General features: G+C 58.9%; 27 protein-coding genes and 1 tRNA gene. 14 read left to right on the forward strand and 14 right to left on the reverse strand.

The window, feature by feature from the left end:
• Positions 1 to 114: 114 nt before the first annotated feature.
• Positions 115 to 747, forward strand: a complete 633-nt coding sequence (locus FBZ97_RS02685) for a DUF5343 domain-containing protein (protein WP_145316383.1) — start codon at positions 115 to 117, stop codon at positions 745 to 747.
• A complete protein-coding gene (locus FBZ97_RS02690) occupies positions 747 to 1,259 on the forward strand; it encodes a hypothetical protein (protein ID WP_197044197.1) in 513 nt (170 codons plus the stop codon). The genes FBZ97_RS02685 and FBZ97_RS02690 overlap by 1 nt, the downstream gene beginning before the upstream one ends.
• Before the next feature lie 83 nt (positions 1,260 to 1,342).
• Here FBZ97_RS02690 and FBZ97_RS02695 read toward each other — a convergent pair.
• The 4 genes from FBZ97_RS02695 to xylF all read right to left on the reverse strand — a co-directional run bounded on the left by FBZ97_RS02695 (position 1,343) and on the right by xylF (position 5,023).
• Positions 1,343 to 1,419 (reverse strand) — tRNA-Arg (locus FBZ97_RS02695).
• Between the two features lie 161 nt (positions 1,420 to 1,580).
• Positions 1,581 to 2,363, reverse strand: a complete 783-nt coding sequence (locus FBZ97_RS02700; protein WP_069612788.1) for an ATP-binding cassette domain-containing protein — start codon at positions 2,361 to 2,363, stop codon at positions 1,581 to 1,583.
• A gap of 15 nt (positions 2,364 to 2,378) precedes the next feature.
• On the reverse strand, positions 2,379 to 3,692 hold the full coding sequence (locus FBZ97_RS02705; RefSeq protein ID WP_113332139.1) for a sugar ABC transporter permease: 1,314 nt from the start codon (positions 3,690 to 3,692) through the stop codon (positions 2,379 to 2,381).
• Positions 3,693 to 3,982: 290 nt separating this feature from the next.
• Positions 3,983 to 5,023: a D-xylose ABC transporter substrate-binding protein gene (gene xylF, locus FBZ97_RS02710; RefSeq protein ID WP_113332140.1), complete on the reverse strand. Its 1,041-nt coding sequence runs from the start codon at positions 5,021 to 5,023 to the stop codon at positions 3,983 to 3,985.
• 223 nt (positions 5,024 to 5,246) lie between these two features.
• Here xylF and FBZ97_RS02715 point away from each other — a divergent pair, with 223 nt between their 5' ends.
• Complete coding sequence (locus FBZ97_RS02715; RefSeq protein WP_145316386.1) at positions 5,247 to 6,488, forward strand: ROK family transcriptional regulator; 1,242 nt, start codon at positions 5,247 to 5,249, stop codon at positions 6,486 to 6,488.
• 57 nt (positions 6,489 to 6,545) lie between these two features.
• On the opposite strand, the gene FBZ97_RS02720 is transcribed toward FBZ97_RS02715, so the two are convergent.
• From FBZ97_RS02720 to iolG, 4 genes are all read right to left on the reverse strand, one after another.
• A complete protein-coding gene (locus FBZ97_RS02720; protein ID WP_113332142.1) occupies positions 6,546 to 7,169 on the reverse strand; it encodes an ATP-dependent Clp protease proteolytic subunit in 624 nt (207 codons plus the stop codon).
• 44 nt (positions 7,170 to 7,213) lie between these two features.
• A complete protein-coding gene (locus FBZ97_RS02725; RefSeq protein ID WP_113389011.1) occupies positions 7,214 to 7,573 on the reverse strand; it encodes a hypothetical protein in 360 nt (119 codons plus the stop codon).
• Positions 7,570 to 7,884, reverse strand: coding sequence for a metalloregulator ArsR/SmtB family transcription factor (locus tag FBZ97_RS02730; protein WP_113389010.1), 315 nt, complete (start codon positions 7,882 to 7,884; stop codon positions 7,570 to 7,572). Before FBZ97_RS02730 ends, FBZ97_RS02725 begins: the two co-directional genes overlap by 4 nt.
• Positions 7,885 to 8,036: 152 nt before the next feature.
• Positions 8,037 to 9,029 (reverse strand): inositol 2-dehydrogenase, encoded by a 993-nt coding sequence (gene iolG / locus FBZ97_RS02735; protein WP_145316388.1) that lies wholly within the window; start codon positions 9,027 to 9,029, stop codon positions 8,037 to 8,039.
• A gap of 231 nt (positions 9,030 to 9,260) precedes the next feature.
• Between iolG and FBZ97_RS02740 the strand changes: the two genes are divergently transcribed.
• On the forward strand, positions 9,261 to 9,521 hold the full coding sequence (locus FBZ97_RS02740) for a hypothetical protein (protein ID WP_113395412.1): 261 nt from the start codon (positions 9,261 to 9,263) through the stop codon (positions 9,519 to 9,521).
• Here the strand turns inward: FBZ97_RS02740 and FBZ97_RS02745 are convergent, their stop codons facing one another.
• Both FBZ97_RS02745 and FBZ97_RS02750 read right to left on the reverse strand, forming a co-directional pair.
• Positions 9,522 to 9,995, reverse strand: a complete 474-nt coding sequence (locus FBZ97_RS02745) for a hypothetical protein (RefSeq protein ID WP_113351777.1) — start codon at positions 9,993 to 9,995, stop codon at positions 9,522 to 9,524.
• 61 nt (positions 9,996 to 10,056) lie between these two features.
• Positions 10,057 to 11,064 carry a LysR family transcriptional regulator gene (locus FBZ97_RS02750; RefSeq protein WP_113332147.1) on the reverse strand — a complete coding sequence of 336 codons (1,008 nt, stop codon included), beginning with the start codon at positions 11,062 to 11,064 and terminating at the stop codon, positions 10,057 to 10,059.
• Positions 11,065 to 11,338: 274 nt separating this feature from the next.
• On the opposite strand from FBZ97_RS02750, the gene chvE reads away from it, so the two are divergent.
• The 8 genes from chvE to FBZ97_RS02790 all read left to right on the forward strand — a co-directional run bounded on the left by chvE (position 11,339) and on the right by FBZ97_RS02790 (position 20,467).
• Complete coding sequence (gene chvE / locus FBZ97_RS02755) at positions 11,339 to 12,403, forward strand: multiple monosaccharide ABC transporter substrate-binding protein (protein WP_069612777.1); 1,065 nt, start codon at positions 11,339 to 11,341, stop codon at positions 12,401 to 12,403.
• Between the two features lie 105 nt (positions 12,404 to 12,508).
• Entirely contained in the window at positions 12,509 to 14,047 is a 1,539-nt protein-coding gene (mmsA, locus tag FBZ97_RS02760) for a multiple monosaccharide ABC transporter ATP-binding protein (RefSeq protein WP_145316390.1), read from the forward strand.
• Positions 14,044 to 15,252 carry a multiple monosaccharide ABC transporter permease gene (gene mmsB / locus FBZ97_RS02765; protein WP_145316392.1) on the forward strand — a complete coding sequence of 403 codons (1,209 nt, stop codon included), beginning with the start codon at positions 14,044 to 14,046 and terminating at the stop codon, positions 15,250 to 15,252. Before mmsA ends, mmsB begins: the two co-directional genes overlap by 4 nt.
• A 118-nt stretch (positions 15,253 to 15,370) precedes the next feature.
• On the forward strand, positions 15,371 to 16,369 hold the full coding sequence (gene araD1 / locus FBZ97_RS02770) for an AraD1 family protein (RefSeq protein ID WP_145317543.1): 999 nt from the start codon (positions 15,371 to 15,373) through the stop codon (positions 16,367 to 16,369).
• A gap of 66 nt (positions 16,370 to 16,435) precedes the next feature.
• Positions 16,436 to 17,869: an aldehyde dehydrogenase family protein gene (locus FBZ97_RS02775; protein ID WP_145316394.1), complete on the forward strand. Its 1,434-nt coding sequence runs from the start codon at positions 16,436 to 16,438 to the stop codon at positions 17,867 to 17,869.
• Positions 17,870 to 17,931: 62 nt separating this feature from the next.
• Positions 17,932 to 19,677 (forward strand): L-arabinonate dehydratase, encoded by a 1,746-nt coding sequence (gene araD, locus FBZ97_RS02780; protein WP_069612773.1) that lies wholly within the window; start codon positions 17,932 to 17,934, stop codon positions 19,675 to 19,677.
• Between the two features lie 137 nt (positions 19,678 to 19,814).
• Positions 19,815 to 20,060: a type II toxin-antitoxin system Phd/YefM family antitoxin gene (locus FBZ97_RS02785; protein WP_145316396.1), complete on the forward strand. Its 246-nt coding sequence runs from the start codon at positions 19,815 to 19,817 to the stop codon at positions 20,058 to 20,060.
• Entirely contained in the window at positions 20,057 to 20,467 is a 411-nt protein-coding gene (locus FBZ97_RS02790) for a type II toxin-antitoxin system VapC family toxin (protein WP_145316398.1), read from the forward strand. Before FBZ97_RS02785 ends, FBZ97_RS02790 begins: the two co-directional genes overlap by 4 nt.
• Positions 20,468 to 20,476: 9 nt before the next feature.
• Here the strand turns inward: FBZ97_RS02790 and FBZ97_RS02795 are convergent, their stop codons facing one another.
• From FBZ97_RS02795 to FBZ97_RS02805, 3 genes are read right to left on the reverse strand one after another with little or no spacing between them, the layout of a single operon-like run.
• Complete coding sequence (locus FBZ97_RS02795) at positions 20,477 to 21,301, reverse strand: transglutaminase family protein (protein WP_145316400.1); 825 nt, start codon at positions 21,299 to 21,301, stop codon at positions 20,477 to 20,479.
• Positions 21,302 to 21,313: 12 nt separating this feature from the next.
• Complete coding sequence (locus FBZ97_RS02800; RefSeq protein WP_113389007.1) at positions 21,314 to 22,255, reverse strand: alpha-E domain-containing protein; 942 nt, start codon at positions 22,253 to 22,255, stop codon at positions 21,314 to 21,316.
• Between the two features lie 6 nt (positions 22,256 to 22,261).
• Positions 22,262 to 23,671, reverse strand: coding sequence for a circularly permuted type 2 ATP-grasp protein (locus FBZ97_RS02805; protein WP_113351783.1), 1,410 nt, complete (start codon positions 23,669 to 23,671; stop codon positions 22,262 to 22,264).
• A gap of 397 nt (positions 23,672 to 24,068) precedes the next feature.
• Between FBZ97_RS02805 and FBZ97_RS02810 the strand changes: the two genes are divergently transcribed.
• Complete coding sequence (locus tag FBZ97_RS02810; protein WP_145316402.1) at positions 24,069 to 24,962, forward strand: DMT family transporter; 894 nt, start codon at positions 24,069 to 24,071, stop codon at positions 24,960 to 24,962.
• Positions 24,963 to 24,965: 3 nt separating this feature from the next.
• Here the strand turns inward: FBZ97_RS02810 and FBZ97_RS02815 are convergent, their stop codons facing one another.
• Entirely contained in the window at positions 24,966 to 25,874 is a 909-nt protein-coding gene (locus FBZ97_RS02815; protein ID WP_145317546.1) for a DMT family transporter, read from the reverse strand.
• 266 nt (positions 25,875 to 26,140) lie between these two features.
• On the opposite strand from FBZ97_RS02815, the gene FBZ97_RS02820 reads away from it, so the two are divergent.
• The gene (locus FBZ97_RS02820) at positions 26,141 to 26,626 is read left to right on the forward strand and encodes a GNAT family N-acetyltransferase (protein ID WP_186449435.1); all 486 of its coding nucleotides are present in this window, start codon (positions 26,141 to 26,143) and stop codon (positions 26,624 to 26,626) included.
• The last annotated feature ends 19 nt before the right edge of the window (positions 26,627 to 26,645 follow it).

Here is a 26,645-nt window from a genome sequence, read left to right on the forward strand (position 1 = left end):
AAATTTGTCCAATATTTGTGAAGTAGAGTTGCATCCCGGGCATTGGGATGCAGTAAGATCTTGCGACTCAGCTTGAGAGCGTGTTTCTTTCCTCGAATTCTTCGAGGAGTAGCGATGGTAGATTTTCCTTATACGCAGGTAACTGGCAAGGTTAGGAACTTTCTCGAGAAGATTCGCGGTGCCGGAGTGCTGCCAAAAGTCTCGCACGCTTGGCTGAAGACGATCGGTTTTACGTCGAGCAACGATGCAACCTTGATCGGAGTCTTGAAGTTCATCGGATTCATCGATGGATCCAGCATACCTACCCAAGTATGGAGAGATTTCCGCGGCGGGCGCCATAAAGCCGTTCTCGGTGATGCAATTAAGAAAGGCTACTCCGAACTCTACGCGATTTATCCCGATGCGCATTCCCGTTCCAATGGTGACCTGACGCATGTGTTCAGCACCAGTTCTACGGCGGGCCAACAGGTTATTTCGAAGACGGTCGCAACTTTCAAAGCCCTCGTCGCGGAAGCGGAGTTCAGCGCCAGCTCAACGAGCGAAGACAGGGGTGTATTGCACTCAGGTCCACTGCACGCCGCCCCTAGCTCGTTCGCACCTGGCGCGCCGCAGCTCCCGCCCTCTCAGAGCGGACCCGCCGTTCACATTGACATCCAGATTCATATTTCGCCGGAATCTACAGCTGAGCAGATCGACAAGATTTTCGAAAGCATGGCGAAGCATCTATATGGTCGCAAGGAAGACTGATGGATGAGTTCAAAAACATCGTTCTGACTGCCAAGGCGATCCACGCGGAATTGTCTGAAGAAACGAAGCCACCCGAGGAAGGGCTTCTCGCAAAAACGCAGTCAGTGATTAACATATCGCTGGTGCGAGGTACCCGCGGATACATTGAGCGCATTGCGAACCAGGTGAACGGCGCATACGAAAACGGCTGGTACGATGCGGCGGCCGTAATGCTTCGCCGTCTGATGGAGACATTGATCATCGAGGTTTTCGAGAAATATTCTATCGCCGACCGGATCAAGAATCCTGCGGGCGACTTTTTCTTTCTCCGCGATCTCATCACCAGTACTTTGAATGAAACGGCCTGGAACCTGAGCCGAAATACGAAGCAGGCTTTGCCCAAGCTAAAGGACGTCGGCGACAAATCCGCTCACAGCAGACGATACCTCGCACATCGTACCGACCTCGACCAACTCCTTCCGGACATCCGTATGGTTGTCCAAGAGTTACTCTTCCTAGCCGGATTGAAGTGACACGTACCTCTCCATTCCGGTAAGCTGATCGAAGCGATAGCCCTGCATCGGCTTTCTTGAGCTTGGAACGGACAGGGGAGAAATGGCGCACCCGACAGGATTCGAACCTGTGACCTTTGGAATCGGAATCCAACACTCTATCCAGCTGAGCTACGGGTGCATGCCGTGGCGGTTTGAATCGCCTGTCCGATGGCTGGTTCTTAGCCCAGGAAAGGCTTGGCTTCAATGCGGAAAATTCAGGAAAGCGTGAGATCGGACGTTTTGTTGGGATAAGGCCGCGGGCTTTGGGCGCGCGGCCTTGGTGTCATCGGCGGTTCCGGCTCATTCCTTCATCGCGCCGGGGCCGGGGGTGGCCTTTGGCGGCACCTTGCCGAGGATGATCATGCCCAGCACTTCGTCCTTGGTGACGTCTTCGGTGCGGGCATGGCCGACGACCTGGCCGTTCTTCATGACCGACACGCGGTCGGCGAGGTCGAAGACGTCGTGGATGTCGTGGCTGATGAGGAAGATGCCGATGCCTTCCTTCTTCAGCTGCTTGATCAGCTCGCCGACCTGCGCCGTCTCCTGCGGGCCAAGCGCCGCCGTCGGCTCGTCCATGATCAGGATGCGGGCATCGAAGAGGATGGCACGGGCGATCGCGACCGACTGGCGCTGGCCGCCCGAAAGCGCCTTCACAGGCTCCTTGAAGCGCTTGAAGTTGGGGTTGAGGCGCCCCATGACCTCGCGGGCCTTGGCCTCCATCGCGACGTCGTCGAGCGTGCCCCAGCGGGTCTGCAGCTCACGGCCGAGATAGAGATTGGCGGCCGCATCGACATTATCGGCGACGGCGAGCGTCTGATAGATCGTCTCGATGCCGTATTTCTTGGCGTCGCGCGGGCTGCGGATATCGGCAGGCTCGCCGTTGATCAGGATATCGCCGCTGTCGCGCTTGTAGGCGCCCGAGAGAATCTTGATCAGCGTCGACTTGCCGGCGCCGTTATGGCCGAGGAGCGCTACGACTTCGCCGGGGTAGAGATCGACCGAGGCGTTGTCGACCGCGTGGATGCCGCCGAAGGAGATGGAAATGTTCTTCATTTCCACAAGCGGAGTGGTTTGATCCGTCATGGTTCAGAATTCCTTTTACTTGGCGCGCGAGCGATAGACGATGTCGAGCCAGACGGCGATGACGAGCACGACGCCGACGACGACGTTCTGGATCGGCGTATCGACATTGGCGAGCCCCATGCCCGATTGCAGCGACTGCATGACGAGGGCGCCGAGCATGGCGCCGGCGATGGTGCCGCTGCCGCCGGCAAGCGACGTGCCGCCGATGACGGCTGCGGCGATGGTGAAGAGTTCGTAGGTCGTCCCTTGCGAATTGGCGGCGGCGTTCAGACGGGCGGTGGAGATAGCCGCGGCGACCGCCGCAAGCAAGCCCATCAGCGCAAAGATGCGCACCGTCACCCAACGGGTCTTGATGCCGGCGAGTTCCGCTGCTTCCGGGTTGCCGCCGATCGCGAAGACGTAGCGGCCGAAGCGCAGGCGGGTGGCGATGAAGGTCATGATGATACCGATGCCGACGGCGATCAGTACGGGCACGGCGATGCCGTAGGGGATATCGAGCCCCGTTTCCGGCCAGGGGATGTTATGCTCGGTCGCGTATTTCTTCGCGATGCCGGTTGGCCAGTAATAGATGTTGAAGACGTAGATCGTGACGAGGACGAGAGCGGAGCCGAGGATGGCGAGGAAATATTCCGCCCAGAGCGGCCGGCGCGGGAAGTTGAAGCGCTTGCGCTGATGGCGCCCGCCGATAATGCCGAGAACGATGAACACGCAGGCGAGTACGCCAAGGATCCAGCTCCATGTCGCACCGATCGAACCTTCGGCGCCGCCGCCCATGATGCGGAAGGTGGCGTCGAGCGGGGCAACCGTCTGGCCGCTGGTGACGTACCAGGCAAGGCCGCGCCAGGCGAGAAGGCCGCCAAGGGTGACGATGAAGGAGGGGACATTCAGAAAAGCGATGATGACGCCTTGGAAGGTGCCGAGCAGCGTACCGATGACAAGGCCGCAGATCAGCGTGATGACCCAGGTCCAGGAACTGTCGAAGCCGAGATAGGCGGGCAGGTATTTTGCCTGGATGACGCCCATGATCATGGCGATGAAGCCGAGCATGGAACCGACGGAAAGGTCGATATTGCGGGTGACGATGACAAGTACCATGCCCGTCGCCAGCACGGCGATCTCGCAGGTCTGAACGGAAAGGTTCCAGAGGTTTCTGGGGGTCAGGAAAAGGCCGCCGGTATAGACGTCGAAGCCGATCCAGATGATCAACAGAGCGCCGATCATGCCGAGCAGGCGGGTATCGATTTCCGTTGCACGCAGGAAGCGCGTGATGGCGCCTTCTTCCGCATTGCGCGGACCACTCGATGTTGTGGAATGTGTCATGTCGGCCATCGCTTTGCCGTTCTCCCACTTGTTGGGCGCAGGCCCGCGAATGCTCTTTCTTGATCGCTGGGCAGTATCCGCGCTGGTCACAATAGACGTCATCGCTCGCCCATCCGGTTGTCCCGGGTCCACGACCGCCATCCGGCAGGCCGATCGGATATGCGATGACGCAACACATGCGGGAGGCCTTCATTCCCATTCTGGGTTTGGTTGCGGGCCTCTTATCCGCATTCGACGCCGCAATGGAGAGCCCCTTGCGGCGTCGGCATTATCTTCGGGTCAGCTCGTCAAGCCGGTGCTTATTTGCAGGCAGCGACGCTGCCGGCCTTCACGCCCTGGCAGGCTTCAGCCTTGGAGATCCAGCCTGCGTCGATGACGACGTTCAGGTTGTCCTTGGTGATCGGGATCGGGGTCAGGAAGACCGACTTCATGGCGACATGCTTCGGGCCGCCGTTGAAGGTCTGGACGCCTTCGATCTGGTCCTGGGTCTTGCCGCCGGCAAGAGCGAGGGCGATTTCAGCGGCGCGCTTGCCGAGTTCGCGAGAGTCCTTCCAGACCGAAACGGTCTGCGTGCCGAGCGCGATACGGTTCAGAGCGGCCTTGTCGGCATCCTGGCCGGAAACCGGAACGGAACCGGCGAGGCCCTGGGCGTCGAGTGCTGCGACAGCGCCGCCGGCGGTGCCGTCGTTGGAGGCGACGACCGCATCAACCTTGTTGTTGTTAGCGGTCAGGAACTGCTCCATGTTGCGCTGCGCGTTCTGCGGCAGCCAGCCGTCCGTGTAGGCTTCACCGACATTCTTGATCTTGCCGGCGTCGATGGCGGACTTCAGCACTTCGATCTGGCCGGAGAACAGGAAGTCGGCGTTCGGGTCGGACGACGAACCCTTGATGAAGACGTAGTTGCCTTCCGGCTTTGCCTTCAGGACTTCGCGAGCCTGCATGCGGCCCACTTCCTTGTTGTCGAAGGTGATGTAGAAGGCTGCCGGATTTTCGATCAGGCGGTCATAGCCAACAACCGGAATGCCTTCGTCAGCGGCCTTTTCGACGGCCGGGCCGATGGCATCGGAATCCTGAGCGAGAATGATGAGGGCATTAGCACCCTGCGAAATCAGCGACTCGACATCGGTCAGCTGCTTGGAAGCGGACGACTGGGCGTCGGCGGAAATGTACTTGGCGCCGGCGGCTGCCAGAGCCTTCTTGATGGCTGCTTCATCGGTCTTCCAACGCTCTTCCTGGAAATTCGACCAGGAAACGCCGACGACGAGATCCTTGGCGAAGGCGGCCGTCTGCATGGTCAAAACGATGGCCGCGCCCGCAGCCAGCTTGATGAAAGCTTTCATGTGATCCTCCCGAGTGAATGCGACCGCACGTATCCTGAACTCCCGTCGGCCGCGGCGAAAATGCTGACAAGAAAAGCTTTGGACTTTTTTCTCGACAGTCGAGAAATTTAGTGTCAGAGATTTTTTCAGCTGTCAACACCCGCGCCGCCAGGTTTCATCGGTCGTCCGAAAAAGCTATCAGGGGCTGCGGAGGAGGAGGGTTGAATGAGCAGGGAGTTTGCCGATGCTGGCCAAATCGAGCACCGAATTGGTCCGTCAAAAGAACAGCGCCTTGGTCTTGTCGGCGCTGCGCCGGCACGGCCCGCTCGCCCATACCGAGCTCTCTGATTTCACCAGGCTCTCTTCCGCGACCGTATCGGTCATCACGGCCGATCTCGAGCGGGCGCAGATCATTGAAAAGGCCGAGCAGCAGGCGGCCAGCGGCCGCGGGCGTCCGCGCGTTTTGTTTTCGCAGCGGCGTGACTGCGGCTATCTGATCGTCGTCGTCATTTCATCGGATGCCGTGCAATATTCGCTCGTCGATTATACCGGTCGCCTGATCGACCGCTTTACCGAGGACAGGCAGCAGAACGCTACGGGTATCGAGCGCTTCGTGGCCGGATTGCGTGATGCCCTGAACCGGATTGTCACCCGCTCGCAATTACCGCGCGATAAGGTGCTGATGATCTCGATCAGCAGTAAGGGGCTTGTCGATACTTCGGCGCCGGTGCTGCGCTGGTCGCCGATCTTCGGGCGCGAGGAAATCGATTTCGCCGCCGTGCTACGCGACGAATGGTCGGCGCAGATCATTCTCGGCAATGAGACTTTGCTGGTGGCTGCCGCGCTCGGGCGGCAGGAGGAAATCAGCACGCGCGGCGATTTCCGCTCGCTGGCGGCGCTATCGCTCGGCCATAGTATCGGGCTCGGCATCGTGCGCCGAGAACATGAAGGCGAGCATCATATATCGGCGCCCAATTTCGGGCATATGATGCATGTGCCCGGCGGCGCTCTTTGTCGCTGCGGCGCGCGTGGATGCATCGAGGCCTATGCCGGTTTCTACGCCATGCTGCGGACGGCCTTCGACGTGCCGCTCGACACGATTCCGGCGAAGTTCGTGCCGATTGCCGAGCTCGACAAGATCGCTGCGAGCGCGCGCCACGGCGGACGCCGCAATGTACTGGCCTTTCGCCAAGCCGGCCTGGCGCTCGGCAACGGCCTTTCGCGTGTCCTGAGCCTGCACGAGCGGATGCCGATCGTCATCACCGGGCCTGGCGTACGCTACTATGATTTGCTGATCGAGGGCATAACCGAGGGCTTGGCGGAATCGCACGTCGTGCGCATGGAGGGCATGCCGGAGCTGCGTGTTATCGCCGACGAGCCGACGCTCGTCTTCGAAGGGCATCTGAACCGCGCATTTTCGATCATCGACAATGATATCGTGAAGAGGGGAGCCTCGGTCGTGGAGCTGCGCGATCAGGCGGGTTGAGAGGTGAGGGCGGCGCAAGGCTTGGCAATGCGCTTGGCCGCAGGGTCGTCATCCCGATCAATCTGTCAGGCCCAAAGGCTGTTCATCTTCGCGGACCTGAAGAATACGGTCGATCAGCCCCCATTCCAGAGCCTCTTCCGCCGTCATGAAGTGGTCGCGGTCCATGGCGCGTTCGAATTCTTCGTAGGAGCGGCCGCAATGCTCGGCGTAAAGCCGCGTCATGCGATGCTTCGTTCGCCTCATTTCTTCCGCGTGGATAAAGATGTCCGATGCCTGTCCCTGGAAACCGCCCAATGGCTGGTGAATATGGATGCTGGCATTTGGAAGCGCGGAGCGCTCACCCGGCTGGCCCGACATCAAGAGGAAGGAGCCCATCGAACGAGCGGTTCCCATGCATAGCGTATGCACCGGCGCGCGGATGTAACGCATGGTATCGTACATTGCCAGACCGCTGGTCACGACACCGCCGGGCGAATTGATGTAGAGATGGATCGGTCTCCTGGGATTTTCGGCCTCGAGAAACAGCAGTTGCGCGCAGACGAGGGCCGAGACATCGTCGTTTACCTCACCATTCAGGAAGATAATTCTCTCGCGCAGCAGGCGGGAATAGATGTCGAAAGACCGCTCCCCTCTGCTGGACTGCTCGACGACCATAGGAACGAGTTGCATCGCTTCGCGCATCGGCGAACTCCAATGTTATTGAAATTGTTGATCTATTCAGAACGTCAGGCGGCGCGCATGACGGTCAGGCTGTTATTGTTTGCCGCAGCCTTTTCAGTCCCACGAAGCCGAACGTCATCGAGCTCGTGGATGATCCGCAGGCAGGTGCCGCCGTTTGCGTTCGAAGATATCTTGAAAGTCACGATGCTTTCGAGGAAGGGCGGTGTGTCGTCCCGCAGCCTGTAGCTGACTTCTTTGCCCGGCGTGACTGATATCGACTCGGGACTGGCCAAGGCCTCCTGCGGCAGCCAGTTTTGGCGAAGCTCAGGGGTGCTGATTGCACGCCAGACTTTTTGCGGCGGTTCGCTGAGCTGGTATTCCAGCGCGATACCGTTCTTTCGCTCAGGGATCTTGAGATTGTTCATTGATCCATATCCTTCAGCAACAGCTTGAGAGCTTCGATGCGGGCGGGCCAGTATGCGCGGTATTTCGCCAGCCATTGGGCGATGAGAGCAAGTCCCTCCGGATCGACTTCGTAATTCACGAAACGCCCCTGTCGTTCTTCCCTGACCAGCCCGGCACTCCGCAGAACCGCCAAGTGCTGCGATATCGCCGGCTGGCTGATATCCATACCCTGGCGCAGGGCACTGGCATTCATGCCGCCCGTCGCCAGCTTCTCGAAGATGGCGCGGCGGGTCGGATCGGCCAAAGCCCGGAATATCTCATTCTCTATCATGGCAACAGATAAGCATAGGCTTATGTGATTCGCAAGAGGTTTCCATCGAACCTCTTCGAGAGTTCCAGATCGCGCCAAAGAAAAAGTCCGCCGCGAATGGAGATCGCGGAGGACTTTTGGGAGGATCACATTCCTTGAGGAATGGAGGCGGCTTAGTCGATCTTTACCAGGCGGCCTTCCTTGACGGACTGCAGTGCGGCATCCGCCAGCTTCAGTGCGGCAAGGCCATCGGCGCCCGATGGTGTGATGGCCGCGCCCTTTTCGACAGCGGCGATGAAGCTCGCGATCTCGTTGGCATAGGCTTCGGTGTAGCGTGTCATGAAGAAATCATGCAGCGGCGGGCGGGTGTAGCCATCGCCGTTGGCGACTTCGATGGAGAAGGGGCGCTGGTTTTCAGCGGAAACCAAGCCCTTCGAGCCATGGATCTCGATCCGCTGGTCGTAGCCGTAGGTGGCCCGGCGCGAGTTGGAGATAACAGCCTGCTTGCCCGACGCCGTCTGAAGAATGACGGAAACGCTGTCGTAATCGCCGGCTTCGCCGATTGCCTTGTCAACCAGAACGGCGGCAGTTGCAGTGACGGCGACCGGCTCTTCGCCGAGCAGGAAGCGGGCCATGTCGAAATCGTGGATGGTCATGTCGCGGAAAATGCCGCCGGAGCGCTTGATATAATCGACAGGCGGGGCGCCCGGATCGCGCGAGGTGATCGTCACCATCTCCACGATGCCGATGCGGCCTTCGTCGATCGCCTTCTTCACGGCCATGAAATGCGGGTCGAAGCGGCGGTTGAAGCCGACCATCAGCTTGCCCTTGGTTTCCTCGACAACCTTGATGCAAGCCTTGACGCGTGCGACGTCGAGATCGATCGGCTTTTCGCAGAAGACGGCCTTGCCGGCACGTGAAAAGCGCTCGATCAGGTCGGCGTGGGTATCGGTCGGCGTGCAGATGACGACGGCATCGATATCCTTGGCGGCCTCGATCGCTTCGATAGTGCGGACTTCGCAGCCATAGGCGGCGGATATGGCTTCCGCAGCCGCGGGAAACGCATCCGCAACGGCGACGAGCTTGGCGTTGGCATCGCCGCTGACGGCTTTCGCATGCACCTTGCCAATGCGTCCTGCACCGAGCAGGCCAAATCTGACAGTCATTTCTACCTCCCTGAATTCGGAATAAATGGACCGAATATAAATCTCTATGGAATTTTCATTCCATTTTCCGGTGGCGGCGTCAAGCCGCCTGAACTTCACAATTCTCAAAATCACCGTTCGATGCCGGCTTAGCCGAAATCCGCTCAAGGAGTCTTATTTTATCCGGACGGCTTCACAATTTTCCCGATGATGCGCTAAAGACATGTCTTCTTGAACAGGCAAAAGAGACCCATGCAACTGATCGATCCCAGCCATCCGCTCTACAAGCCGCTTTGGGTGCGCATCCTCATCGTGGCCGTCTGCTTTGGCTGGGCAGCCGTCGAAACGCTCGGCTCGCAGCCGTTTTGGGCGATGCTGTCGGGTGCGCTCGGCGCCTATTCGGCCTGGATGTTGCTTCTGAATTTCAAACCACAATCACCCGAAGCGACCAGTGCTGCGCCCGCGCAAGACGAGCCCGCCGAAGATGACGAACCGGCAGACGACAAGAAATAATCACCGCCTGAGGCGGCGTATGGCTTCGTCGATCAGCTGATTGGCGAGTGTCATGCGGGTCGTCGCCTGTTCGCGGAAGAGGGTGGCGACGCTGTCTGGATGATTGGCCTTGGCGAAGTTACGGCGCTTTTCCTGCAGAGTTTCGCGTGTGAGGTCGGAGGTGATTGCGAGTTCGGCTGCAACCTCTTCCCGTGACGTTCGGCTGAGATGCTCGGGCATGACCGGCGGCTCCGGTTCTTGCGGCGCGGGTTCGGGCTTTGGTTCCAATTCAGGCAGGATGACGGGATCGCCAAGATTGTCGCGATAGGCTTCATCGGGCCGTTGGGCCCCGGGGGTCTCGCCGCCCAGAACCGTTGCTGCAAAGCTGACGTTCAGGCCGCGGACGCGATGCGCGGCCTCTTCCTTTTCTGAGCCGTCCTCTTCGCTGTCGAGACGGTCGAGCACGGATTGAAACAATGATTGCTTGAACAGCATGTGTGATCTCCACGCCAAGCTTCATAGGAGTGGAAGTTGGCGCGGAGCTTATGGCTTGCACTTATGTCAGCGAGAGATGCCGGCTCTCTTCCAGGATCATGTCATGCAGCAGACGTGCGCTCGGCGGCATGGCGCGTTCGCGCGCGGTGATAAGGCTATAGGGCCTGACGTCGATATCGAAATCGATCGGCAGGATAGAGGATTCGCCGGCCTGAGATGTCTGCCCGCAGATGAATTGCGCCATGTCGAGCGCGATCGGCGCAATCGCATCCGTCTTGCAGACGACCGCAAGCGTCAGAAGCAGAGACGAAGTGTTGACGACGTTTTCCGGCAAGGGCACGCCTGCGGCAAGGAAGATGTCCTCCACCTTGCGGCGAAGCAACGTGCCCGGAGGCTGGAATACCCAATCGTAACCGGCCAGATCATGCAGGCCGGCAACGCCCTTCTCAAGCAGCGGATGCCCATTGCGGACCACCAGGCAGGCTTTCTCGACGCCGATCTCATGGGCGGTGAACAGACGCGGATCGAGATCATCCGGGATGCGGCTGATAATGAAGTCGTGGCGGGCGGCGAGCAGCTCGCGCGCGAGCACATTACTGTTCTCGACCTCGATATTGATCTCTATGCCAGGATAGGTGCGTGTCACGCGCTGGATCGCCGGGACGACAAGGCTGATCGCCGGCGCGGTTACAGCCCCCAGAAAGACCGAGCCGCCCTTGCCGGTCCGTAAGGCACCAAGCTCCCGGCCTGCCTCGCGCAGCTCCAACAGGATCTTGCGCGCCCGCTTGGCGAGAGCGAGGCCGAAAGGGGTCAACACGACGCCTCTGGCGACACGCTCGTAAAGCGGGCTTTTGACAATCGACTCCATTTCTGAGAGCATGCGTGAAGCTGCAGGTTGTGACATATTCATGGACTCAGCGGCCGCAGAAATTTGCCCGTGATCCTCGATCGTGACGATCATGCGCAGGTGATTGAGCTTCAAACCGGCTTTCAACAACGCATCGTCGCGAAAATTGTCGGAATGAATCTCAATGCCATCGCTCACATAATCGTTATATATTTTCTCCATAACGGCCAATTCTCCCCTTCATCGGCAAAAAAGTACTATTTTTTAACATTATACCAAACTTGGTATATGTTTAGCCAGTTATTCTATTTGACAGTTATACGAAATCGTACGAGTTTGCCGATTGTGCGCTGGGTACAGCTCATAAACCGTGAGAGCGTGGAGGAGACCTACTTCGTTTCTCACAATTAGAAGTAAATCATTCCTTCTACGGAACCTGCCGCAGTTTCGGGCGGGCATTTTTTGTCCGCCGCATTTATCAACAAGGGAGAGAGTAATGAAATCCATTATCTCATTGATGGCCGGCGCTGCGTTCGGCGTCGCTACGCTGGTGGTACCTGCCTTCGCGGCGGACAAGGGCACGGTAGGCATCGCCATGCCGACCAAGGCTTCGGCTCGCTGGATCGATGACGGCAACAACATCGTCAAGCAGCTCCAGGCTGCCGGTTACGGCACCGACCTGCAGTATGGCGACGACGACATTCCGAACCAGCTCTCGCAGATCGAGAACATGGTCACCAAGGGCGACAAGGTCCTCGTCATCGCTTCGATCGACGGCACCACGCTGTCCGACGTTCTGCAGAAGGCTCACGATGCCGGCATCAAGGTCATCGCCTATGACCGTCTGATCCGCAACAGCCCGAATGTCGACTATTATGCGACCTTCGACAACTTCAAGGTTGGCGTCCTGCAGGCAAACTCGATCGTCGACGCTCTCGGCCTCAAGGATGGCAAGGGTCCGTTCAACATCGAGCTGTTCGGCGGTTCTCCGGACGACAACAACGCCTTCTTCTTCTATGACGGCGCTATGTCGGTCCTGAAGCCGTACATCGACAGCGGCAAGCTGGTCGTAAAGTCCGGCCAGATGGGTATGGACAAGGTCGGTACGCTGCGTTGGGACCCGGCAACGGCCCAGGCCCGTATGGACAACCTGCTGTCGGCTTACTACACCGACGCTCATGTCGATGCCGTCCTGTCTCCGTATGACGGTCTGTCGATCGGTATCCTCTCCGCGCTCAAGGGCGTCGGCTACGGTTCCGGCGGCGTGAAGCTTCCGATCGTCACCGGTCAGGACTCCGAAATTCCGTCGGTCAAGTCGATCATTGCCGGCGAACAGCATTCGACGATCTTCAAGGACACCCGTGACCTCGCCAAGGTTACCGTCAACATGGTCAACGCCCTGATGGAAGGCAAGACGCCTGAAGTCAACGACACGAAGACCTACGACAATGGTGTCAAGGTTGTTCCGTCCTACCTGCTGACCCCGGTCGCAGTCGACAAGACCAACTACGAGAAGGTCCTCGTTGAGGGCGGCTACTACAAGGCTGACCAGCTGAAGTAATTTTTCAATAGACCGGTCAGGGCTCGCTGAAAGGCGGGCCCTGGCTTTCATATTTAAGACGATCGCGCGGTCTGCTATGTTCAGTCGCGGCGTTGGATTTGGACAATGGACAATACCATTCTCGAAATGCGGAACATCACCAAGTCGTTCCCCGGTGTGAACGCCTTGGAAAATGTCAATCTGAAAGTCCGTCAGGGCGAGATCCATGCCTTAGTTGGCGAAAACGGAGCCGGCAAATCCACCCTGATGAAGGTGCTGTCAGGCGTTTATCCGGCCGGCACCTATGAAGGCGACATCTACTACGATGGCGGGGTCCGCCAATTCAAGACGATCAGGGATTCCGAAGACATCGGCATCATCATCATCCATCAGGAGCTGGCGCTCGTTCCGCTTCTGTCGATCGCCGAGAACATTTTCCTGGGCAATGAGGTCGTCGCCAATGGCATGATCAATTGGCAGGAGACTTTCAGCCGGACCAAACAGCTTCTTTCCAAAGTGGGCCTCAAGGAATCTCCGAATACGCTCGTGACCGACATCGGCGTCGGCAAGCAGCAGCTCGTCGAGATCGCCAAGGCCCTGTCGAAGAGCGTCAAGCTGCTCATTCTCGACGAGCCGACGGCATCGCTGAATGAAAACGACTCCGATGCACTCCTCAATCTCCTCATGGAGTTCCGCAAGCAAGGCATCACCTCGATCATCATCACACACAAGCTCAACGAAGTGCGCAAGGTGGCCGACCAGATCACTGTGTTGCGCGACGGCATGACGGTGAAGGCGCTGGACTGTCACGAAGAAGAGATCAGCGAAGACATCATCATTCGCAACATGGTCGGGCGCGAGCTTGCCGACCGCTATCCGCCGCGTTCGGTGCCGATCGGCGAAACGATCTTCGAAGTGAAGAACTGGAATGCCTTCCACCAGCAGCATCGCGATCGCCAGGTCCTGCACGATATCAACATCAATGTGCGCAAGGGCGAAGTGGTCGGCATTGCCGGTCTGATGGGCGCGGGCCGTACCGAATTCGCCATGAGCGTCTTCGGCAAGTCCTATGGCCACAAGATCAGCGGCGAGGTCTTCCTGGACGGCAAGCTGGTCGACACCAGCACGGTGCGCAAGGCGATCGATGCCGGTCTTGCCTATGTGACCGAAGACCGCAAGCAGCTCGGCTTGGTTCTGACCAACAGCATCCTGCACAACACGACGCTTGCCAATCTGCTTGGCGTTTCCAAGGCGACCGTCATTGACGACGTGCGCGAGCTGCAGGTGGCGACGAACTATCGCTCCAAGCTGCGTATCCGTTCGGCCGGCGTCTTCCAGGAAGCGGGCAACCTCTCCGGCGGCAACCAGCAGAAAGTGGTGCTGTCGAAATGGCTGTTCTCGGACCCGGACGTCCTGATCCTCGATGAGCCCACACGCGGCATCGACGTCGGCGCCAAATACGAAATCTATTCCATCATCAACCAGCTTGCCGCCGACGGAAAGGGTGTTCTGATGATTTCATCGGAAATGCCCGAGCTTCTCGGTACCTGCGACCGCATCTACGTCATGAACGAGGGTCGAATTGTTGCCGAACTGCCGAAGGCAGAGGCAAGCCAGGAGAGTATCATGCGCGCTATTATGCGCTCAGGGGAGAAGCATCAATGAGTTCGGCCAACCCAGCCACGGAAAGCAGCCACGTCGTTTCAATCGGCGACCATATCCGCAACAACATCCGCGAATACGGCATGTTGATCGCGCTCGTCGTCATCATGCTGCTGTTTCAGTACTTGACCAACGGCGTTCTCTTCAGGCCGCAGAACCTGACCAACATCGTCCTGCAGAATTCGTTCATCGTCATCATGGCGCTCGGCATGCTGTTGGTTATCGTGGCCGGCCATATCGACCTTTCGGTCGGCTCCGTCGTCGGCTTCGTCGGGGCGGTTGCGGGCGTTCTGGTCGTGCAGATGCATATGAATCTTGCGCTCGCGACGGTCATTTGTCTGCTGATGGGGGCCGCGGTCGGCGCCTGGCATGGGTATTTCGTTGCCTACCACCGCATTCCATCATTCATCGTGACGCTGTCAGGCATGCTGGTTTTCCGTGGCCTGACCTACACGATCATCAACACAACCGGTAACGGCAGCAGCATCGGTCCGTTCCCGCCGGCATTCCAGATCGTTGCGACGGGCTTCATTCCGGATTTCGCCGATATGGGCGGTATCCACTCGACGTCGATCTTACTGACCGTCGCCATCCCGATCGTCATGTTCCTGCTGTCATGGCGGCGCCGTACCGTTAACGAGAAGCACGGTATCGATGTCGAGCCGTTCAGCTTCTTCCTTGCCCAGAATCTGGTGGTTGCCGCTGCGACCATCTTCATCGGCTATCAGATCTCTTCCTACAGAGGCCTGCCGAACGTTCTGGTTCTCATGCTGCTTTTGATCGCGCTCTACAGCTTTGCCACGCAGCGCACGACGATCGGCCGCCGCATCTATGCGATGGGCGGCAATGAAAAGGCGACGAAGCTCTCGGGTATCGATACCCGCCGCCTGACCTTCTACACCTTCATCAACATGGGCATCCTGGCGAGCATCGCCGGCATCATCATCGCGACACGCCTGAATTCGGCAACCGCAAAGGGCGGTGACGGTCTCGAGCTTGACGTCATCGCGGCCTGCTTCATCGGCGGCGCTTCGGCCTCCGGCGGCGTCGGCAAGGTGACGGGTGCCGTTATCGGTGCTTTGATCATGGGCGTACTGAACCAGGGCATGTCGATCCTCGGATACCAGACGGACTCCCAGAAGATGATCAAGGGTGCGGTCCTGCTCGCTGCCGTGTTCATCGACGTCTACAACAAGAACAAGGGCTGATCGCTTAAGCGGCCAGCCGAGACTTTAAAAACCAAATCCATGACAGAGTCCGGCTCTCGCTGAGAGCCGGAACGGGAAACTGCATCCAATCTCTGTCTGTTAGGAAAGGATGAAAGACATGCTCATCTCGCAGATCAAGGGTTCGAACGGCGAGATCGTCGTTGCGGTCCGCAACGGACCCGGCGAAGCTGCCAAGGTCGTCGTCAATGGCGGTAGCGTCTACAAACTTGCGATGGAGGCCGCCGATAGCGGCAAGTCGCTGGCATCGGTGATCGAGGCACATGGTCTCGGTGAGGCGATCGATCTCGAAAAAGCCTATGCAGAGGGCCGTTTCCTGCCGCCGATCACGCATCCGGACGCTGCGCACCTGCACCTGACCGGCACCGGTCTGACGCATCTCGGCTCTGCCGCGACGCGTGATTCCATGCACAAGAAGACGACGGAAGCCGCTGAGGAGACGCTGACCGACTCCATGAAGATGTTCAAGATGGGCATCGAGGGTGGCAAGCCGAAGGCGGGCGAGAAGGGCGTTCAGCCCGAGTGGTTCTACAAGGGCAATGGCTATGGCGCTGCGGCCCCGGGTGCGGCACTCGTATCTCCATCCTTCGCGCTCGATGGCGGCGAAGAGCCGGAAATGGCCGGCATCTATGTCATCGCCAAGGACGGCACGCCGTTCCGTATCGGATTTGCGCTGTCGAACGAATTTTCCGATCACGTCACCGAGCGGATCAACTATCTCTATCTCGCCCATTCCAAGCTGCGTCCGGCAAGTTTCGGCCCGGAAATCCGCATCGGAGTGGCGCCGGAAGATATTCGCGGCACGTCCCGCATTAAGCGCGGCGACAAGGTGATTTTCGAGAAGCCTTTCCTCTCCGGCGAAGCGAACATGTCGCATACCTTCGCGAATCTTGAATACCACCACTTCAAATACGGCATCTTCCGCGTTCCAGGCGATGTGCATGTGCATATGTTCGGCACTGCGACGCTTTCGTTTGCGGAAGGCATCAAACCGGAAGTCGGCGATGTCTTCGAAATCGAAGTTGGCGAGTTCGGCCTGCCGCTGCGCAATCCGCTGGCGATCGATGCCGAGGAGAATGTGGCTGTTCGCCAGTTGTAATGCATCGAGCCCGGCCGCAAGGGATCGGCCGGGCGTCTTCAATACGATCCAGGAAGGCATGACGCCATGACCATTCATCAGAACTTGATCGCCGGGGAGTGGACGGGGACTAACGGCACCGAGAACATCAACCCGTCGGATACGAACGAGGTCGTCGGCCTCTATGCGAGCGCAAGCGCGCAGGACGTCACGGATGCGATCGCTGCTGCGAAGGCTGCTTTTCCGGCCTGGTCGCGCTCCGGCATTCTAGAGCGCCACACGATCCTGAAGAAGGCCGGCGAGGAGATCCTGGCGCGCAAGGACGAACTCGGCGCGCTGCTTGCTCGCGAAGAAGGCAAGACGTTGCCCGAGGCGATCGGCGAAACGATCCGCGCCGCCCAGATCTTCGAATTCTTCGCCGGCGAGGCGCTGCGCCTGGCAGGCGAGGTGCTTCCTTCGGTGCGTCCGAACATCGGCGTCGAGATCACCCGCGAGCCGCTCGGCGTCATCGGCATCATCACGCCCTGGAACTTCCCGATCGCTATTCCCGCCTGGAAGATCGCGCCGGCGCTCTGCTACGGCAACACCGTAGTCTTCAAGCCGGCCGATCTAGTGCCCGGCTGCTCATGGGCGATCGTTGATATCCTGAACCGCGCCGGTCTGCCGAAGGGTGTGCTGAACCTCGTTATGGGCAAGGGTTCGGTCGTCGGCCAGGCGATGCTCGACAGCCCGCTTCTTTCGGGCATCACCTTCACCGGCTCGGTCGGCACCGGCAAGCGCGTGGCGCTGTCTTCGGTCGAGCATGGCCGCAAGTATCAGCTTGAGATGGGCGGCAAGAACCCGATGGTGGTGCTTGACGATGCCGATCTGACGGTTGCCGTCGAGGCGGCCACCAATTCTGCCTTCTTCTCGACCGGCCAGCGCTGCACGGCTTCGTCGCGTCTCATCGTCACCGAAGGCATTCACGACAGGTTCGTGGCGGCGCTGACGGAGAAGCTGAAGACGCTCAACGTCGACAATGCCATGAAGTCGGGCACGCATATCGGCCCGGTCGTCGATGCCAAGCAGCTGAAGACGGATACGGACTATATTGAGATTGGTAAACAGGAAGGCGCCAAGCTTGCCTTCGGCGGCGAGCTCGTCAGCCGCGACACGCCCGGCTTCTATCTGCAGCCGACGCTCTTCACGGAAGCGACGAACCAGATGCGCATCAGCCGCGAAGAGATTTTCGGGCCGGTCGCTTCCGTCATCCGGGTGAAGGATTACGAAGAGGCGCTGGCCACGGCCAACGATACGCCGTTTGGCCTTTCTTCCGGCATTGCCACGACCAGCCTCAAGCATGCGACGCATTTCAAGCGCAATGCCGAAGCAGGCATGGTGATGGTCAACCTGCCGACGGCGGGCGTCGATTTCCACGTACCGTTCGGCGGCCGCAAGGGCTCGTCCTTCGGTCCGCGCGAGCAGGGAAAATATGCCGCCGAATTCTTCACCACCGTCAAGACGGCTTACACGCTCGCCTGATCATCGATTTTAAAGCCCAGGCGCGAACGAGGCTGTCTGGGCGACGCAAAGGGTACTGAGACATGAAAAAGAAAGCTGAATGGCCGCGCAAGCTGCGCTCTTACGACTGGTTTGGCGGCACCGGCAAAAATGCGATCATGCATCGCTCCTGGATGAAGAACCAGGGCCTGCCGGCCGATACATTCGACGGTCGTCCGATCATCGGCATCTGTAACACCTGGTCGGAGCTGACGCCCTGCAATGCGCATCTGCGCGATCTCGCAGAGCGCGTGAAGCGTGGCGTCTACGAAGCGGGCGGCTTCCCCGTCGAATTCCCGGTTTTCTCCGTTGGCGAAAGCACGCTGCGCCCGACGGCGATGATGTTCCGCAACCTGGCGGCCATGGACGTGGAAGAAGCGATCCGTGGTAATCCAGTCGATGGTGTGGTGCTGCTCGGCGGCTGCGACAAGACCACGCCGAGCCTGTTGATGGGGGCTGCCTCCGTCGACATCCCGGTGATCCTCGTTTCCGGTGGCCCGATGCTGAACGGCAAGTGGCGTGGCAAGGATGTCGGTTCCGGCACGGCGATCTGGCAATTCTCCGAAATGGTGAAATCTGGCGAGATGTCGCTGGATGAATTCATGGATGCGGAGCAGGGCATGGCCCGTTCGGCCGGTAGCTGCATGACCATGGGTACGGCCTCGACCATGGCGTCGATGGCCGAAGCGCTCGGCATGACGCTGCCCGGCAATGCCGCCATCCCTGCGGTCGATGCTCGCCGTCGTGTTATCTCGCAGCTGTCAGGCCGCCGCATCGTCGACATGGTCAAGGAAGACCTGAAGCCTTCTGACATTCTGACCAAGGAAGCTTTCGAAAACGCCATCCGTGTCAATGGCGCCGTCGGCGGTTCGACCAATGCCGTTCTGCATCTTTTGGCGCTTGCCGGCCGCGTTGGCGTCGATCTGTCGCTGGATGATTGGGATCGTCTCGGCCGCGAAGTGCCGACGATCGTCAACCTGCAGCCGTCGGGCAAGCACCTGATGGAAGAGTTCTACTATGCCGGCGGCCTGCCAGTCGTCATCAAGGCGGTTGGCGAGATGGGCCTGCTGCACAAGGACGCCATCACCGTTACCGGCGACACGATCTGGGCAGGCGTCAAAGATGTCGTCAACTACAATGACGACGTCATTGTTCCCCGTGAGAAGGCGCTGACGCAGTCGGGCGGTATCGCCGTTCTGCGCGGCAATCTCGCGCCGAAGGGTGCTGTCCTGAAGCCGTCGGCTGCATCGCCCCATCTGATGCAGCACAAGGGCCGCGCCGTCGTCTTCGAAAGCATCGAGGACTATCACGCCCGTATCAACCGTGACGATCTCGACATCGACGAGAACTGCATCATGGTGCTGAAGTATTGCGGCCCGAAGGGTTATCCGGGCATGGCCGAAGTCGGTAACATGGGCCTGCCGCCGAAAGTGCTAAAGAAGGGCATCACCGACATGATCCGCATTTCCGATGCGCGCATGTCCGGTACGGCCTACGGCACCGTCATCCTGCACACCGCGCCGGAAGCAGCCGACGGCGGCCCGCTGGCGCTGGTGCAGAACGGCGACATCATCGCCGTCGATGTTCCCGCCCGCACCATCCAGCTCGAAGTGTCGGATGAGGAACTGGCCAAGCGCCGCGCTGCATGGGTTTCTCCGGTCAAGCCGCTCACCGGCGGTTACGGCGGTCTCTATGTCAAGTCGGTCATGCAGGCAGACACCGGCGCCGACCTCGACTTCCTCGTTGGCCCGCGCGGCTCGGAAATCCCGAACAATCGCGATAGCCATTAAAGGCTTATCTTCTGGAATTGGAAAAAGGGGCGGGACGAGGGTTCGGCCCCTTTTTCGTTACTGGAACTTCGAGGCGGCATTGACTATTTTGCACGAAATGACCATGTTTTATGTACATCTGTACAGGAATAGTGTCCATGTCTGTCAAATCTGTCGGTGCAGCCGAATTCAAGGCAAAATGTCTTCATCTGATCGATCAAATGGGCGATGATGGGGAGCCTATTATCATTACGAAGCGTGGAAAGCCGGTCGCTCTGCTGACTCCTGCGTCGGAGAAAACAGATCGCCCCAGCATTATCGGTGCGATGAAGGGTACTGTTCTCCACTATAACGATCCGTTCCTGCCCGCTATCGATGCTGAAGAATGGGACGCGACGCGTTGATCGTCATCGATACGCATATTCTGATCTGGGCTATGCACGACGATTCTAGGCTGAGTGCTCGGGCTCGTAAGCTTATCGATGAAACGACGGCGCGCAGTCGCATTTTGGTCTCCGCGATCACTCCTTGGGAAGTCGCTATGCTTGCAGAGAAAGGGCGCATCGCACTTGGTGATGACGTTGGCCGTTGGCTCGCCACGGCACTGGCTTTGCCTGGTTTGGAGCTAGCTCCCATAGAGCCACAGATCGCGGTGGACAGCGTTCGGCTGCCGGGTGAATTCCATGCCGATCCGGCAGACCGAATTATCGTGGCGACAGCACGCTTTCACCGTATTCCGCTGCTGACAGCCGATGATGCAATCCTTCGCTATGGCGGCAAAGGCCATGTCGAGGTTTTTTCGGCAGAATGAATTTGCCTATCAGCTCTGGCTTTGGCTCTGACTTTGCCCCTGGCTCGCGACCGTCACCTTGACCATAAGGGTTTCGCCCGGCGTGCCGATGCGCATGCCCGAGACAGGTGCCGCATCCCGATAGCATAGGCCGGTCGCGATGCGGACATAACGGGCATCGGGGCAGACGTTGTTGGCCGGGTCGAAGCCGACCCAGCCGAGGCCGGGCACGTGTGCTTCGGCCCAGGCATGCGTCGCAGCCTGCTCGTTTTTGCCTTCCATCATCAGGTAGCCGGAGACGTAACGGGCCGGAATCTGCAACGCACGGGCGCCAGCTAGGAAGATATGGGCGTGGTCTTGGCAGACGCCGCTCTTTGCCTCTAGTGCCTGCTCCGCCGTTGTCTCCGTATTGCTGGTGCCCGGCTTGTATTCCACGGTCTCATGGATCGCTTTCATCAGCGCATGCATCTTACCGAGCTCGTTGTCGCCTGAAACGCTACGCAACAGCTCCTTGGTCAGCTTGCCTGCCTTGGTGCGTGGTGATTCCCGCAGGAAGAGCCAGAGGGGGCTGAAGCCCTGATGCAGCCCGACGACGCCATTGAGATCCTGCGTCTCGACTTCGCCTGAGGCAATGATCTTCGTTGCGTCCTGCTGCCCATCGAGAGACACCAGCGTGGCGCGATTGCCGAACTGGTCGTCGTATTCCACCTCGGGCTTGGCGCCTTCAACCGAGAGCTTCCAGTCGATGACCGTCTGTCCCACGCCGGTCAGTGGCGTCAAATGCAGCCGCTGCAGCGAGAATTGCGCCGGCTCGTCGTAGCGATATTCCGTGATATGGCTGATCGTCAGTCTCATGATACCGCCCGCCTATTCGTAGAACCGGTAGCCGTCGGAGATTTCGGCGCCCAACTGATTGTTGCGTGCGACGAAATCCTCGAGGAACTCATGCAGGCCCTGATCCATGATGCGCTTGATCGTCAGCTTTTGCAGCGACTTGCGGATGGCTTCCGCCGTATCGTGCGCCGGCAGCTTTTTTTCATATTCGGCGCTGAGATAGCCGATATTGCTCACGATCTTCTCATAGCAATAGGCGAGCGAACGCGGCATCTGACCATTGAGGATCAGGAAGTCGGCAATGTTCGCCGGCTTGTATTCCGGATCATAGGCCCATTTATAGGCTCGGTGCGCGGAGACCGATCTGAGGATCGATTCCCATTGCGCATTGTCGAGCGAGGAGCCGACATGCGAGACGGATGGTAGCAGCACGTAATATTTGACATCGAGGATGCGTGCCGTGTTGTCGGCGCGCTCGATGAAGGTACCGATGCGGGCGAAGTTGTAGAGCTCGTTGCGCAGCATCGAGCCGTGGAAGGCGCCGCGGATGAGGCCCGCACGCTGCTTGATGACGTCGATCGTCTCAGGCAGCTCGGCCGTCTTCAGCTTCTTGCCGAGCAGCGACTTCAGCTCGATCCAGCATTCGTTGGTCGCCTCCCACGTGTCGCGGGTCAGCGCCGTGCGCACCATGCGGGCATTGTTGCGGCCATATTCGATGCAGGACATGACGCTCGACGGATTGGAGCGGTCGCGCATCAGATAATCGATCGCGTCGGCGCCGGTCAGTTTGTTATGCACCTCATCGTAGGCTTCGCGCACGCCGGCGCTTTGCAGGACTCCGTCCCAGTCGTCATCGACGGCGTCGCTGCGGGTCAGCGACATGCGCTGGCCGGCGTCGACAAGGCGGGCTATGTTTTCGGCGCGCTCGATGTAACGGAACATCCAGTAGAGGCCATTCGCGGTTCTTCCCAGCATGTCCGATCAGTCCTCCAGAACCCAGGTGTCTTTGGTGCCGCCGCCCTGGCTGGAATTGACCACCAGCGAGCCTTCCTTCAGCGCCACGCGGGTCAGCCCGCCGGGGATGATCCGCACCTTGTCGGAGACGAGGACGTAGGGCCGCAGATCGACGTGCCGCGGCGCAATACCCTTGTTGACGAGGATAGGCACGGTCGAGAGCGAAAGGGTCGGCTGCGCGATGTAGTTGTTCGGCTTGCTCTTGAGCTTCTCGGCAAAGGCCGCCCGCTCCTTTTTCGTGGCCGTCGGTCCCACAAGCATGCCGTAGCCGCCAGAACCGTGGACTTCCTTGACGACGAGATCGGCAAGATTGTCGAGCACATATTGCAGGCTGTCCGGCTCCGAACAGCGCCAGGTCGGCACGTTTTCAAGGATCGGCTTGCGGCCGGTATAGAATTCGACGATCTCAGGCATGTAGGAATAGATCGCCTTGTCGTCGGAAATGCCCGTGCCGGGTGCATTGGCGATGGTGATATTGCCGGCGCGATAGACATCCATGATGCCGGGAATGCCGAGTGCGGAATCCGGGCGGAAGGTGAGGGGATCGAGAAAATCGTCGTCGACGCGGCGGTAGAGCACGTCGATCGCCTCATAGCCGCGCGTCGTGCGCATTTTCACCTTGCCGTCGATGACGCGCAGATCCGAGCCTTCCACCAGTTCCACGCCCATCATGTCGGCCAGGAAAGAATGTTCGTAATAGGCGGAGTTGTAGATGCCGGGCGTGAGCACTGCGACGCGCGGCTTGCCGGTGCAGCCGGGAGGCGCGAGCGATGCCAGGCTCTGGCGCAGCAGCAGTGGATAGTCCTCGACGCGCTGTACCTTGTTCTGGTGAAACAGCTCGGGGAACATCTGCATCATCGTTTCGCGGTTTTCCAGCATGTAGCTGACGCCGGAAGGTGTGCGGGCATTATCCTCGAGCACATAGAACTGGTCTTCGCCGGTACGCACGATATCGGTGCCGACGATATGGGTGTAGACACCGCCCGGCGGGCGGAAACCGATCATTTCAGGCAGGAAGGCGTCGTTCTTCTCGATCAACTCGCGCGGAATGCGGCCGGCGCGGATGATTTCCTGCTTGTGGTAGATGTCGTCGAGGAAGGCGTTGAGGGCGACGACCCGTTGTTCGATGCCCTGGGCGAGCTTGCGCCATTCGCGGCCTGATATGATGCGGGGGATGATATCGAAGGGGATGAGCTTTTCGGAGGAGTCTGCGTGTCCGTAGACCGCGAAGGTAATACCCGTCTTTCGGAAGATGGTTTCCGCATCGCGGGATTTGGCAATGAGGTGGCCCCTGTCCTGGCCTGAGTACCACTCGAAGTATTTCTCGTAAGGCGCGCGCGGACTTTCATCCGCAGTAATCATTTCATCAAATGCCAAAGGTGCGGTCCCCGTGTTTTTACCCATTTGAATACAACGGTTTTTACAATGCAAGAACTATGCGCAGTTGCCATCGCGAATTTCTGAATATCGAAAAATGCCAGATTTACAGGCATTTAAGAGTAATCAGGTTGTTGCCTGCCAGCTCTTGTCGCAATGCTTGGATCAAAATTTGAGCATCTGCTTCTTTTGCGGACTGAGTGCCTGGGTGGTGGCTAAGGTTTCTGAAAGCACGCCGGTGGTTGGCCGGACGTGAAGAAAAATTGATCGCTGTTTTCAGCAGATCGATTTTGACCGCACAGCCGCTATCGGCTATCAGCCTTCAACCCCTCCGCGCGACACCCCGAGTCGACCAGGATTCCGGATCCCAAGCGCCACATATACCGGTCCGATTCCCATGTCCCTCGATAGGCTTGCGCCCGCGATTTTTGTCCTTCTCTGGTCCACCGGCTGGATCGTCGCCAAATATGCTTCGCTGCATGCGGGTCCCTTTACCTTCCTGATGATCCGCTACAGCCTTTCGGCGCTTGCTTTCGTGCTGCTCTGTTCGATCGTCCGCGCCCGATGGCCACGCGACTGGACGAGCGTGTTTCGGGCTGTCTATTCAGGGATTTTCCTGCACGGCATCTATCTCGCGGGCCTTTGGTGGGCGATTGCCGAGGGCGTGCCGGCCGGCATTTCCGGCATCATTGCGGCACTGCAGCCGCTGATGACCGCCATGGCTGCGCCGCTTCTCGTCGGCGAGCGGCTGCGGCCGATCCAGAAGGTCGGTCTGCTTCTCGGTTTCCTCGGCATTGCGATCGCGATCTCGCCCAAACTCCTGGCGACGGATACGGCCAACCTCTGGCAATCGGCGGTGCCGCTCGTTGTCAATCTGTTGGCTATGGTCTCGGTGACTTATGGCACGCTCTATCAGAAGCGGCACCTTCAGACAGGCGACCTCAGAACCATTGCGACCCTGCAATATGTCGGCGCGCTGATCGTGACCGTTCCCTTGGCCTTCATCTTCGAAGATTTGCACTTTGACGGCACGCAGACAGCGATTTTGTCGCTGCTCTGGTCGGTCTTCGGCCTGTCCATGGGCGCCGTCGGTCTGCTGCTCTATCTCATCCGCCGCGGGCAGGTATCGCGCGCCGCATCGCTGATCTACCTGATGCCGCCGGCCGTCGCCATCGAGGCCGCTATCGCATTCGGCGAGCCGCTGACGCTGCCGATTATCGTCGGCACGGTGATTGTGGTGATCGGTGTCTACCTCACCAATCGGCGTCAGGCGGAAGTCGTGCCGGAATAGGCTCTACGATTTCTTCAGGGCATCGCTCCGTTGCCGCCATCGTAAGAGCCTGCCATCGACAACTACCAGGCTGGAGACGATCAGAGCCAATCCGAGGAATTCGTAAGGTTCCAGACGTTCTCCAAGGAATGCGGCGCTCAAGATGATCGCGCTCGCCGGCACGAGCAGCGTCACCAGCGACGCATTTGTCGCCCCGGCGGAGGCGATGAGATTGAAATAGAGAATGAAGGCGAAGGCAGTCGTTACGATTGCAAGAGTCCCAATGGCCAGCCAGATCGAGATATTCGTACTTATGATTTCGCCCGGATCGTAGAGAAGAAGGACGATCGGTATCATAACGATGGTGGAGGCGGTCAACTGGCCGGCGGCAACAACGACCGGCTTGATATCCCGAAATCGCTTCGCGAAAACGGCCGCGAATGCATAGGAAATTGCCGCTCCGATGACCGCAAGCTTTGCCCATGTCGGTCCGCCCAAATTGGCGAAGAGCCCTGGACCGATCATAATGGCAGCGCCGCCAATCCCCAGAGCCACGCCGGCGAGCTTGCTGGCGGAGAGCTTTTCGTCAGCCGTCAGCAGATTTGCGACCAGGACTGTCCAGAGGGGCGTTGTCGCGTAGAGCACCGAGGCAAGGCCTGCTCCGATCTCCGTTTGGCCGCTGAATATCAGAGAAAACGGGATGACGTTGTTGAGCAGTGCGAGACCCAGGAACGAAGCTGATCTGGCAATAGCGGGAGCAAAGGAAATGTTACGCAGGCGCAACCAGACATGCAGAACAAGCGCGGCAATCGAAACCCGATAGAGCACCAGCGCCAGCGGCGGGATTTCTGCCACCGCTATACGGGCAAAGAAAAATGATCCGCCCCACAACGCGCGGAGAAGCAGGAGCTGCCCCCAGTCGTTTGCCGACATCGGCCGCGTTGCCGTCTTTTGCAATGCACCGCCTCCCAATCCTCCCAACACGCTCTAGACTATGCCGGGAAGCGTCTGCAGGCAGGAAACAGTCATCCAAACATTGTTCGCCAAGAGAAATGAGAAAGCCGGGTTGCTTCGAAGTTTCGAATTTACTCTCATGACTGCGTCCGCAGTCTTCATGCAGGCCGTCAACGGAGGAACTATTGATGGCGATTGAGATTCGGCCTGCTGTCGACGGCGATTTGTCGGGCATTGCCCGTGTCGTGGTCGATGTCTGGAGGGCGACTTTTGCCGGGCTGTTGCCGGAGGATTTCCTAAAGGGCATGTCCTATAGACATCAGGAGCAGCGCCATCGCCGCTATCTTGGTCATGCCGGCATTGCTTATTACGTGGCGGAAGACGAGAAAGGCAAGGTTGTCGGATTTGCGAGCGGAGGGTCAAGCCGGCATTCGGGCTTCCCGCAGGAAGCTGAAGTTTACGCGCTTTATCTTCTGCCTCGCTATCAGCGCCGCAAGATCGGTTCGGCTCTCTTTACTAAAGTGGCGCGAGCTCTCAAAGATATGGAACATAAAGGATTGCTGGCGTTGGCATTGGAGAACAATCCAAACAAGGGTTTCTACGAGCGCCTGCGCGGTCGATCAGTGGCGACGGGGTCGCTTACATTCGGCGAAACTGCAATCGGTCAGATCGCATATGTTTGGGATGATCTCCCGGCTTTAATCGAAAGCCTGCAAAGCCAGGCGGAATAACCAAAGAAAAAGGGGCCAA

The organism is Rhizobium sp. ERR 942, assembly GCF_007828395.1.
GTDB classification, from domain to species: domain Bacteria; phylum Pseudomonadota; class Alphaproteobacteria; order Rhizobiales; family Rhizobiaceae; genus Rhizobium; species Rhizobium dioscoreae.